The following is an 11,623-nucleotide window of genomic DNA, read 5'->3' on the forward strand; positions in this document are numbered from 1 at the left end:
ATATATTAGCAAAAAAAGCTCTTCTTATCACTGCTGTTGCTGTGTAGGAAGAGCTTTTTATTTATTTAGATTTATGGTTATTAATTAAGGAACTAAAACAGTATCGATTACATGAATGACACCATTGCTGGCTTCAATATCTGTTGTAGTAACCTGGGCATCATTTATATAAACCATACCATCTTTAATTGAGATTTCAATTTCCTCACCGAATAGAGTTTCTACCATTGCACCATCCATTTCCAGAACATCTTCAGCCATTACTTTACCGGAAACTACATGGTAGAGAAGAACATTAGAAAGCTGCTCTTTATCAGCCAGTAAGCTGTCTAGAGTACCTTCTGGTAGAGCTGCAAAAGCTGCATCTGTTGGTGCAAAAACTGTAAATGGTCCTTCAGCTTTTAGTGCAGATATTAATTCAGCTTCAGTAAGTGCAGTTGCAAGAGTATTAAAATCATCAGCCTCTAGAGCAGTATCTATGATATCCATTTCACTGCCGCCGTGTCCATCAGCAAGAACCATTACATTCAGAGAAAATACCAGAGCCAGCACTACCAATAAAGACACCATCATTTTTCTGGAACTAACTAATCTTTTTTTCATTTTTATTTCCTCCTAATTATTTTTAAAGTTTATTTTAGACAATTTTAAGTTAGCAAATAGTTTACAATCTTAATAAGTTTCTTCGGAATAAAATCTTTTTTGACTTTTTATATTTAAGGAACTAAAACAGTATCGATTACGTGGATGACACCATTACTTGCTTCAATATCGGTAATTACAACCTGAGCTTCATTAATATAAACCATACCATCTTCAATTGAAATCTCAATTTCTTCGCCGAGCAGAGTTTCTACCATCGCTCCATCCATTGTTACAACATCTTCAGCCATTACTTTACCGGAGACTACATGATAGAGGAGAATATTTGCCAGCTGCTCTTGATCAGCTAGTAGGTTTTCTAAAGTACCTTCTGGTAGAGCTGCAAAAGCTGCATCTGTCGGTGCAAAAACTGTAAATGGTCCATCACCTTTTAATGCTCTAACAAGATCTGCTTCAATAACTGCAGTTACGAGAGTATTAAAATCATCAGCTTCCAGAGCTACATCCAGCACATCAGGTCCACTTTTTAAATGTCCATCCGCCAGAACCGCTGCATTCAGAGAAAACATTAAAGCCAGAACCAGAACTAAAGACACTATCATTGTTTTTGAATTACTTAAAGCTTTTTTCATTTTTATTTCCTTCCTGATTAGTTGTGTACAATTCAATTTTGTTAAATATAATATACCACCACTTTTTATCTTTGTCAATAGTAATTATTATTAATTTTTAAAAGTGTATCAGAGGCAACAAATTAACTTAAAAAATGAAGGTTAAATAAACTGGATAGAGAACTATATAGTATAAATAATTATAATAAAGAAGGTGAATTTATGTTTTTAACCAGACTGGCTTTTAAAAATTTAGTCCGCCACAAAAATAGAACTCTGATTACTGCTGTGATTATCGCCTTTGCTATTTTCTTTTATCTGATTATGGATTCCTTGATTGGTGGGATGACCGAAATGTCATTTGACACAATAATTGATTATGAAGCAGGACACCTGCAGATTGCTGATCGAGATTACTGGGAGGAAAAAGATGAACTGCCGCTGGAGAATTTAATTAGCGAAGAAGATGAACTATTTGAAATTATTAGAGACCACCCTCAGCATCAGCTTGATTTAAGAGAACTAAATTTTTCAGCCAGGCTAAATAATGGGATAAATGAACTGCCGATAGTGGCCAAGGGGGTTAAAGGAGCTGAGCTGCTTAGTATTTTTGATTTAAAAAATAGTTTTGTGGAGGGAAATATTTTTGCTGAAAATAGTTATCAGGCAGTAATGGGTAAAAGGCTGGCTGATCTGATGAAACTAAAGGAAGGAGATTACTTTACTCTGCTGGTTAAAGATAAATATGAAACTTTCAATACCATAGATTTAGAAATTGTGGGTCTGCTGCACACAATAAATCCCAATTTAAACAGCAATTATGTCTATCTGCCGCTCGCAATAGCTCAGAAATCTTTAAATGTAGACAACAGTATTTCTAATCTAATCATTGAGCTGAATGATAAAAATACAGCCGATAAGACCGCAGTCCAGCTAGAAAATAGTTTAAATCAGGAATATCCCACACTTGGAGGCTATCCCTGGCAGCAGCTGGATGCCGTTACAGTTGCCAGTGCCAAACAGGCAGGAATTCAGCTGGTGATGGTGATAATTTTATTGATAGCGGCCATTGCAATTATTAATACTGTAATTTTGGCTGCTTTAGAAAGAATGGAAGAAATCGGGATGATGCTTTCCCTTGGTTTAAAAAAATCCGAGATTATCTATATTTTTATTATTGAGTCAACAGGAATTGGAATTTTAGGAGGACTCATTGGTCTAATTTTGGGTTTTTTTGGAGTTTTAGCTATGACCAGGATTGGTATCAATTTTGATCTGATTACTGGGATAGAATTATCTAAGTTTGGAGTTCCTATAATTGGTGAAATGTATGGAAGCTGGAACCCCAGATCATTTATTTTAGTCTTTGCTTATGGAGTAATTGTTTCATTTCTGGCAAGTATATTACCAGCATACTGGGCAGCAGCAAAAGATCCAGTAGAAGCGCTTCATTATGAATAGGGGGGAGAAAAATGCTGTTTTATCTTAATTTAGCCCTTAAAAACTTATTTAGACACAAATTAAGAACTTTTGTATCTATTCTTGCTGTTGCCTTTGCTGTAGCAGTAGTTGTTTTTGCCCGCGGTTATATAACAGGATTGATTAATTTATCCTTTGCCGATCACATTCAGTATAATTCTGGCCACATAAAGATAATTGACCGGGAATACTACGATCAGGAAAGAGTGCTGCCTTTAAATTATAATGTTGATGGTTTTGAAGACAAATCTTTAGCTCAGATGAAATCTGAACTGCAGAATCTGGACGGAGTAGAGCTTTTAATTTCGCGTTTAAAGTTTGGAGCGGTTGTCAGCACCGGTAATGAACTGATTAATATGATGGGCTGGGGAGTTGAAAAAGAAAATGAGATAGAGTTTACAAATATTGAGGATCAGCTGGTCGAAGGCAGAATGATCGAAAACGGCAAATTAGAAGTGGTGATGGGAACTGAACTTTTAAGAAAGCTGGATAAAAAAGTGGGAGATAATTTAACTATAGTAGCTAATACATCTTTTAATTCTGTAACCGGTTTTACGGTAACAGTGGTTGGACGAATCAACAGCAGTTTAAAAGCTTTAAATGAACAGGCATTTTTCATCCCGCTGACAGCCGTGCAGCCTTTACTGTATATGGAAGATCAGCAGAGTGAAATTTTATTAGTTACTCCAGAGAGAGAAATGACAGCTGAGGTTCTGCCGCGGGTCAAAGAATATCTTAATTCTCAAACAGGTGGAAATAAATATCTGGCGCTCAGTTATCAGGAAACAAGTGACCTTCTGCCCTACATGGAAATTGCTCAATTAATATATAATCAGGTCTATATATTTATTGTTCTCTTATCTTCAATTGTCGTGATTAATACAATGATTATGATTATTAAAGAAAGAACCAGAGAAATTGGCATGATGTCTGCTCTGGGAATGAAAAGTGGAGGTATTTTAAAGCTTTTTATTTTAGAAGGGGCGGTAATGGGAATTATCGGCAGTTTTTTTGGCTCAATTATTGGTTCAATTATCAATAATTATTTTGCTGTGAATGGAATTGATTTTACAGCTGCTTTATCTGGTTTTGATTCTGAGATCATGATCAGTTCAATTATCTATACTCAGTCTTCGATCTTCAACTCGGTTTTTGCCTTTTTAATTGGGGCAGTTGTAGTGACCTTAAGCTGTATTTTACCGGCTCGCAGGGCAGCGAAATTAGAGCCAACTGCAGCCATGAAGGAAAGATGATTTGTTGAAATTATTAATAATTCTTAAATTTAAAGCATAAATTTTCTCAGAAAGTCGACAAGTTAATAACTCCTTGATATAATATTTAATAATAGAGAAGACAGCAGCAGGCAATATAAGACTACAGGAGGTTATAATTTTGCTTAAGATAGGAATTTTAGGACTTGGTACAGTTGGTAGTGGAGTAGTTAAGATTTTGGAGAAGAATGCTGAAAATATTAAAAATAAGGTTGGAACTGAGGTTAGAATAGAAAAAATCCTGGTCAACAGCCTGGAAAAGGAAAGAGATATTGAAATTAACCGGGAATTGTTAACTGATCAGGTTGAGGATATCATTAATAATCCGGATATAGATATTGTTGTCGAATTAATTGGGGGAGAGCAGCCGGCCTATGACTACATAATTAGGGCTATTGAAAATGGGAAGAGTATTGTTACTGCCAATAAACTGGTGATTGCAAAATATGGAAAGCGGATCTTTAGAAAAGCAGATGAAAATGATGTTCAGGTCTGTTATGAGGGAAGTGTTGCCGGTGGTCTGCCGATAATCAGACCGCTGCAGAATTCTCTGGCCGCCAATAGAATTGAAAAAATATATGGTATTTTAAATGGAACCACCAATTATATTTTAACTGATATGAGTAAGGAGAAAAAAGATTTTGCTGAATCTCTAAAAAATGCTCAGGAGCTGGGCTTTGCTGAGGCAGATCCTTCTTCAGATATTGAAGGTGATGATGCAGCCTATAAAATCACCATTCTTTCCTCACTGGCTTTTGAGCGCTTTGTTGATGTTAGAGAGGTTTATGTAGAAGGAATTAAAGATGTTGCTATTGAAGATATTGAGCTGGCCCACGAAATGGGTTATGTAATTAAGCTTTTAGCAATAGCCAAAAACTCACCTGAAGGACTCGATGTCAGAGTTCATCCAGCCTTTGTGCCTGAAGATCACCCGCTGGCTATGATTAATGGCACCTATAACTGTGTTTACTTGCACGGTGATGCTGTTGGTCAGGTGATGTCTACAGCCCGGGGAGCAGGACAGATGCCTACTGGTAGTGCTGTAACTGCCGATATTATCCAGGTGGCTAAAGATATTAACCACAATCAGCGGGAAGTACAGCGGATGGACTCCTTTTTAGAAAGTAATGTAATTAAAATTGATGAGATAGAAAATAGTTTTTATCTGCGCTTTGAAGTTAAGGATGAGCCGGGTGTGATGGCCCATATTGCCAAAATTTTTGGTGATAATAATGTCAGTCTGGCTTCAGTACTGCAGAAACAGAAGGACAATCCGGTTGTACCACTGGTATTTATTACTCACTCAGTTAAGGAAAAGGATTTAAATAAATCTCTGGCTCAAATTAAAGAGCTTGATGATGTGATAGAGGTTAAAAGTGTGATTAGAGTTGAAAGTAATATTTAATTTAAAATCAGGATAGATCCCGTTTGCAAAAGCGGGTTTTATCTTTTGCACTTATTGTGATATTTTTATCATATAAATTTTAAATACTTTTATTAATGTGGAGGGAATATCATTTATGAAAAAAATATTTTTGCTCAGCTTAATTTTTTTATTCATCTTTATTAACACTGGGACAGCAGCAGAAATCACGGAAATGGAATGGCGGCAAGATCTAAATTATTTAGAAAAAGAGCTGCCTGCCCGGCATAAAAATTTGTTTTTTCAGCTGGAAGAGGAAGAATTTAAGCAGGAAATGAGTCAACTAAAAAGTGATCTGCCTGAACTTTCTGATCTCGAAATCAGTCTAAGGATGGCAGAAATCTTTGCTGAAATTGGTGACACCCACACTGCTATTGACAATACCCGCTTTTTAAGTGAATATTACCCACTATTTCTGCGCAGATTTGAAGATGGTTATCGAGTAATGACAACTACTGAGCAGCATAAAGAGATTCTGGGGGCAGAACTGATTTCGATTAATGGTTATTCAGTGGAAGAATTAAAAAATAAATTCAGCCGCATTATTACAGCTGATAATCAGGTATCCCTTGATTACCGGCTGAGCTCATTTCTTAAACTAAATGAACTTCTCAGCTATTTGGAGATAGCTGAATCTGAGAATCAATTTATTTTTGAACAAAATGAAGAGGAGATTAGCATTAGTTTTGAGCCTTTAAAAATTGAAAACATGGCAGCAGACAGAAATAATTTTGTGTCCCTGAATTATCAGCCTGGTTATGTGCTGGAAAATGCCAATCAACTTTTCTGGTCAGATTATATTGCTGCTGAAAAAATTTTATATTTTCAGTATAACAGCTGCTGGAGCAGGGAACTGGCTGATAAACACGGCCAGCCTAATCCGGAACTGCCTTCCTTTGCAGCAGAAAAGTTGGAAATATTAGATTTAATAAAAAATGAAGAAATAAATAAACTTGTAATTGACCTGCGCTTCAATTCCGGAGGTGATTCAAGCCAGGGGACCAACTTTGCAGAGGAATTAAGAGAGTATAAAGATCAATTTGAAACCTATGTTATTATAGGTCCTGATACCTTCTCATCAGCAATTATAAATGCCCTTGATTTTAAAGAAGAGTTGAATGGGTATTTGATTGGTACTCCTACTATGGGTAAACCGAATCACTATGGTGAGGTAAGAACCTTTAACCTTCCAAATTCTGGTTTGCGAGTAAGCTATTCTACTAAATATTTTACTCTGCTTGAAGATAGTGATCCCGATTCACTTTATCCAGAGATTACTGTTGAAACAAGATTTGAAGATTTTTTAAACGGCAGGGATACAATTTTAGAGATGATAAAAAATATTGACTGAATAGATAGGACTCTAATAGTTTAAATACTTTTAGAGTCTTTTTATATCTTATTGTGTTATTGTTAAATTAGAGGTGAACTAATATGAAAAATAATAAACTTTATCTTCCCCAAAAATTAGACTTCAGCTTCAACAGATTAAATCCTATAATTTATTTAAAATGGATAGAGCCAAATATTTATTACTTTAACAACTGTAATCTTTTTAAAAATATATTTGATAGTGACAGCCATTTCAAAATAGGAAGGCCGGCAGAAATAGACTGGGTGGAATTCTGGCAGTCTTTAGACCAATTAAATGTCTGGGACTGGGATAGTGAATATAACTATAGAGGTCTTAGATTCTATGAAGGCTCAAACTGGCATTTATATATAGTTCATCAAGATAAGATAATTAAAACTGTTGGCAGCAATTCATTTCCACCAGCGGCTTTAAACCGGCCTTCAGAAATTTTTATTGAATTATTAAATGCGGTAATTAAACTGGGGAATTCTATCACCTGATTTTTTCTGAAGATTAAATCAATTGTATAAATGCTCAATATTTTGTTATAATAATATAAGAACTAAAATTTAATTTATTTTTTTAAATATCATTAACTATTTGAGCAGAGAATTGAGGAGTGAGAATGTGGAAACAAAAGATTGGTTGATTAAGGATTTAAAAGATAACTGGCTTGAAGACAGAGCCGCAAAAGTGGAACGGGTTAATAAGATTGATAAAGAATATTACAGACAGTATGATATTAAGCAGGGTTTGAGAAATTCTGATGGTACTGGTGTAGTAGTTGGTTTTACTAAGATTGGTTCTGTGCATGGTTATACCTACTGTGATGGAGTCAAAACTCCGATTGAAGGTAAATTATTCTATAGAGATATAGAAATTGATGAGCTGGTAAAAAATACTGGTGAATTTGGTTTTGAAAGTATTGTCTACCTTTTATTATTTGGGGAGCTGCCGGGAGAGGAAGAGTTAAGAAAATTTAATGCAATTTTAGATGGCTTTAGAAAACTGCCAACTCATTTTACTGAAAATACAATTTTGAAAAGTCCAAGCCGGGATGTAATGAATAAGCTGCAGCGGGCGATTCTGGTGCTTTACTCTTATGATGAAAAACCGGATTCACTTGCTATTGACCGGATTTTAGTTCAGAGTTTAAAATTAATTGCCAGATTTCCTACCATTATTTCCTATGGTTTTCAGGCTAAAGCTCATTATTTTGACGATCAAAGCCTTTATCTTCATAACCCAAAAGAAGGTCTGGGGACAGCGGCAAATATTTTACATATGATCAGAGCCAATAATGATTATACTCAGCTGGAAAAAGATACGCTTGATTTATTATTGATCCTGCACGCTGAACATGGTGGAGGTAATAACTCGGCTTTTACAACCCATGTGGTTTCATCCAGTGGAACAGATACTTATTCTGCCGTGGGAGCAGCTGTCGGAAGTCTTAAGGGACCCAAGCACGGGGGAGCTAACTTAAGAGTTAAAGCAATGGTCGATGATATCAAAGAAAACCTTGCTGACTATTCTGATAGAGCAGAGCTGAAGAAATATCTGAAGCAGATTTTAAAAGGGGAAGTCTTTGATCAAAAGGGCCTAATTTATGGAATGGGGCATGCTGTTTATACCAAAAGTGATCCCCGGGCTGTAATTTTAAAGAAAAAGTCAAAAGAGCTGGCAGCAGCCAAAGACAGACTCAAAGAATTTGAGCTCTATGATAATATTGAAAGTCTGACCAAAGAAATATTTAAAGAAGAGCGGGGAGAGGATGTAGAAATCTGTGCTAATGTGGATTTATACTCCGGTTTTGTCTATCAGCTGTTAAATATTCCGGAAGAGTTATTTACCCCATTATTTGCTACAGCCAGAGTTGCCAGCTGGTGTGCTCACAGAATTGAGCAGCTGGTTAGTGACCACAAAATTATTCGTCCCGCCTACAAGTCACTTAAAAATGAAGAAAAGTGTACAATTAGGTAATAAGGTAATAGTCTGACGATAAAAATATAAATATTTAGGATAAAATTAAGCTTTTACTATCAATATTAAGTTTTAGATTAAAAAGGGAGGATTTACAAAATGAACAGACAAATAATCGATCAGCCCAAGTTGGACAAATTCAAAAAGAAGTTTAAGGCCAGAGAAAATAGTGAGATCATTGCCAATGCAGTTATTAAAAATGGAATCAATGATACTGCCTTAAATAATGAGTCGGTCAAAAAGATGCACTATGATTTTTCCGAAGAGATTGATGTAGGAAAGGTGACCAATCAGGAAAAAAGCGGCCGCTGCTGGATGTTTGCTGCTTTAAATAATATCCGCTACAGTATTTCGAAAGATTTAAATATCAAAGATCACGATTTTGAGCTCTCTCAGGCCTACACGATGTTCTGGGATAAGCTGGAAAAAGCAAATTATTTTCTGGAAAATATTATTTCCACTGTTGAACTGGACTTAGACAGCCGCCGAGTAATGTGGCTTTTAAATGAGCCGACAAATGACGGTGGTCAGTGGGATATGTTTACTGCCCTAATTGAGAAGTACGGGATTGTACCTAAATATGTGATGCCTGAGAGCTATCACAGCAGCAATTCCCGCTATCTGAATAAGATTTTAAGTTTAAAATTAAGAGATCTGGCCCAAACTTTACGGGAAGATTTTAAACTGGGAGCAGATAAAGAAAGCTTAAGAGAAGAAAAAGAAGATATGCTGGCTGAAATTTATTCAATTCTTGCTTATTTTCTGGGTGAGCCACCTCAGAACTTCGATTTTGAATACAGAAATAAAGAGGGGGAGTTCTATCGAGATAGTGAGCTGACTCCTCAGGAATTTTATAATAAATATTCTAAAGTCAAGATGACAGATTATGTAAGTATTATCAATGCTCCAACTGATGATAAACCTTTTGATCAAACCTATACAGTCGAATTTTTAGGTAATGTCAAAGAAGGTCAGCAGATTCATTACTTAAATCTGCCGATTGAGAAGCTGATTGCTTATACAAAAGAGCAGCTAAAAGATGGTGAACCTGTCTGGTTTGGCTGTGATGTTGGTCAGTGGTCTGATCGCGAGCTAGGAATTATGGATACTGAATTATTTAACTATGGCGATGTGCTGGATACAAAATTTTCTCTGGATAAGGGGCAGCGCCTGCAGTATGGTGAAAGTATTTTAACTCATGCTATGGCCTTTACCGGTGTCAACTTAAAAGACGAAGAGCCTTTAAGCTGGAAGGTTCAGAACAGCTGGGGAGAAAAAGTTGGTGAAGATGGATTTTTCATTATGAGTAATGACTGGTTTAATGAATTTAACTATGAGGTAGTTATTAATAAAAAATATTTAGCTGAAGCCGATCTGAAATCATATCAAAAAGATCCGGTTGTCTTAAAACCATGGGATCCAATGGGATCTCTGGCAGCAAAATAAAATTATATAACTTTAAGTTCAGGCTGCTGTAAATATCTGCAGCAGCCTAAGCTTTTTTAAGTTAAATCAAGGATAATTATTAGTCGGCCTGGAAATAAAAGATAAAGGGATGAGTTTAAATGAAAATTAGAGAATTTTCAAATAAATTTAATTTAAGTTATGATACCATTCGTTATTACATGAAATTGAAACTGATTAACCCGCAGAAAGTGGGAGGACATTACGAATTTGATCAGGAAGACCAGAATGATATGGAAGAGATCTTAAAACTAAAAGAAATGGAGTTTTCCCTGGATGAAATAAAAGAAATCTTAAATTTTAAAAGAATAGGCAGACTGAGCAACTACCAGCGGAACAGCTACTATCAGAATCTTTATCAAAATAAATTAAAGAGCTTAAATAAGAGAATAACTGAGCTGAAAAAGGCCAAAGATGGTTTAAAAAGCCACCTAAAAAAACTAAAAGAAGAAAGTAATGAAAAGCAGAATGACCTCAGCTTAAATTTAAATCTTTTAGATCTCTTTGCCTGTCCGGCCTGCGGCTCAGACTTAAGCTTATCTGCAGAAAAAATTGAAAATAATAGAATTCATCAGGGCAGCCTCAACTGCAGCTGTGGAGAAAAGATTTTAATTAAGGATGGAATCCTCTATACAAAAGAAATTTACAATCAGGAGACTCAGGCGGAGGTATTCGAAACAGATCCGCTTTTTCATGTAACTGACTATATTAAGCAGACTGATTCTGAATTTATGGATCATTCCTATCAGAGTCTTGAGTGGCTGAAGAATAAAATTAATTTCAGTAATTTAAAGAATAAAGTGATTTTAGAACCCGGTTCCGGTTACGGTCTTTTATTAAGAAATATTTATGATCAGCTGTCCTCAGACATCACTTATATTTGTGTAGAACATAATCCTGAACTTAATAGATATCTCAAGTCATTACTTGAATTATCACCTGCCGGTCCTGAAATTATTTTTCTAACTGCAGAACTACCTACCTTACCCCTTAAAGAAAAGTCACTTGATTATCTGCTTGATTTTTCTGGAATTTCTAACTTTTCTTTTCATAATCAGGGCTTTTTACCGGAGCTGCTGCTTCAATATTTTAAAGAGCATTTTATTTTAACTGCAGTTTTTATAATCTATCATAAGTTTGGGGAGAAAAACATAGTTGCCAGAAAATATCGTGACTACTTTATCTATTCAAATATTAGATTGAAACTACAGGAGATGGGTTTTGAGTTTTTAGAAGAAGATAAGTCAGAACTCAAAAAAATCGAAAGTTCTTTTGGCAAATACGAAGAATTTGCTCAGATTGGTGATCAAATCTATTCCTATCAGCTGCAGGCCAGAAAATAAAAGTAGAGTTAACTCCAGTTTTTTAAAAAATAGGCTTAAAAAATTTTTTTGAGCCTCTTGCAGTAGTCCTACCTCCACTCCTTATAATTAAA

General features: G+C 35.5%; 10 protein-coding genes. 8 read left to right on the forward strand and 2 right to left on the reverse strand.

Going from position 1 to position 11,623, the window contains the following annotated elements:
• Nucleotides 1–84: 84 nt before the first annotated feature.
• Both CI949_RS00705 and CI949_RS00710 read right to left on the reverse strand, forming a co-directional pair.
• On the reverse strand, nucleotides 85–603 hold the full coding sequence (locus CI949_RS00705; RefSeq protein WP_290762093.1) for a fasciclin domain-containing protein: 519 nt from the start codon (nucleotides 601–603) through the stop codon (nucleotides 85–87).
• Nucleotides 604–716: 113 nt separating this feature from the next.
• On the reverse strand, nucleotides 717–1,235 hold the full coding sequence (locus CI949_RS00710) for a fasciclin domain-containing protein (protein WP_290762096.1): 519 nt from the start codon (nucleotides 1,233–1,235) through the stop codon (nucleotides 717–719).
• Nucleotides 1,236–1,436: 201 nt separating this feature from the next.
• Here CI949_RS00710 and CI949_RS00715 point away from each other — a divergent pair, with 201 nt between their 5' ends.
• The 8 genes from CI949_RS00715 to CI949_RS00750 all read left to right on the forward strand — a co-directional run bounded on the left by CI949_RS00715 (nucleotide 1,437) and on the right by CI949_RS00750 (nucleotide 11,531).
• Nucleotides 1,437–2,675, forward strand: a complete 1,239-nt coding sequence (locus CI949_RS00715; RefSeq protein ID WP_290762099.1) for an FtsX-like permease family protein — start codon at nucleotides 1,437–1,439, stop codon at nucleotides 2,673–2,675.
• 11 nt (nucleotides 2,676–2,686) lie between these two features.
• Entirely contained in the window at nucleotides 2,687–3,946 is a 1,260-nt protein-coding gene (locus CI949_RS00720; protein WP_290762101.1) for an ABC transporter permease, read from the forward strand.
• Between the two features lie 139 nt (nucleotides 3,947–4,085).
• Nucleotides 4,086–5,369 carry a homoserine dehydrogenase gene (locus CI949_RS00725; protein WP_290762103.1) on the forward strand — a complete coding sequence of 428 codons (1,284 nt, stop codon included), beginning with the start codon at nucleotides 4,086–4,088 and terminating at the stop codon, nucleotides 5,367–5,369.
• Nucleotides 5,370–5,484: 115 nt separating this feature from the next.
• On the forward strand, nucleotides 5,485–6,738 hold the full coding sequence (locus tag CI949_RS00730; RefSeq protein WP_108139354.1) for a S41 family peptidase: 1,254 nt from the start codon (nucleotides 5,485–5,487) through the stop codon (nucleotides 6,736–6,738).
• A gap of 83 nt (nucleotides 6,739–6,821) precedes the next feature.
• Entirely contained in the window at nucleotides 6,822–7,241 is a 420-nt protein-coding gene (locus tag CI949_RS00735; protein WP_108139352.1) for a hypothetical protein, read from the forward strand.
• A 127-nt stretch (nucleotides 7,242–7,368) separates the two neighbouring features.
• Complete coding sequence (locus tag CI949_RS00740; RefSeq protein WP_290762109.1) at nucleotides 7,369–8,724, forward strand: citrate/2-methylcitrate synthase; 1,356 nt, start codon at nucleotides 7,369–7,371, stop codon at nucleotides 8,722–8,724.
• A gap of 99 nt (nucleotides 8,725–8,823) precedes the next feature.
• The gene (locus CI949_RS00745) at nucleotides 8,824–10,170 is read left to right on the forward strand and encodes an aminopeptidase C (RefSeq protein WP_290762112.1); all 1,347 of its coding nucleotides are present in this window, start codon (nucleotides 8,824–8,826) and stop codon (nucleotides 10,168–10,170) included.
• 119 nt (nucleotides 10,171–10,289) lie between these two features.
• Nucleotides 10,290–11,531 (forward strand): MerR family transcriptional regulator, encoded by a 1,242-nt coding sequence (locus tag CI949_RS00750; RefSeq protein WP_290762115.1) that lies wholly within the window; start codon nucleotides 10,290–10,292, stop codon nucleotides 11,529–11,531.
• Nucleotides 11,532–11,623 lie beyond the last annotated feature (92 nt).

The sequence above is a fragment of the Halanaerobium sp. genome, assembly GCF_003070835.1.

Bases quoted from the DNA above. Each gene is read 5' to 3' on its own strand.
- CI949_RS00710 (WP_290762096.1), bottom strand. From the start codon at position 1,235: ATGAAAAAAGCTTTAAGTAATTCAAAAACAATGATAGTGTCTTTAGTT.
- CI949_RS00735 (WP_108139352.1), top strand. From the start codon at position 6,822: ATGAAAAATAATAAACTTTATCTTCCCCAAAAATTAGACTTCAGCTTC.
- CI949_RS00750 (WP_290762115.1), top strand. From the start codon at position 10,290: ATGAAAATTAGAGAATTTTCAAATAAATTTAATTTAAGTTATGATACC.
- CI949_RS00745 (WP_290762112.1), top strand. From the start codon at position 8,824: ATGAACAGACAAATAATCGATCAGCCCAAGTTGGACAAATTCAAAAAG.
- CI949_RS00715 (WP_290762099.1), top strand. From the start codon at position 1,437: ATGTTTTTAACCAGACTGGCTTTTAAAAATTTAGTCCGCCACAAAAAT.
- CI949_RS00730 (WP_108139354.1), top strand. From the start codon at position 5,485: ATGAAAAAAATATTTTTGCTCAGCTTAATTTTTTTATTCATCTTTATT.
- CI949_RS00720 (WP_290762101.1), top strand. From the start codon at position 2,687: ATGCTGTTTTATCTTAATTTAGCCCTTAAAAACTTATTTAGACACAAA.
- CI949_RS00705 (WP_290762093.1), bottom strand. From the start codon at position 603: ATGAAAAAAAGATTAGTTAGTTCCAGAAAAATGATGGTGTCTTTATTG.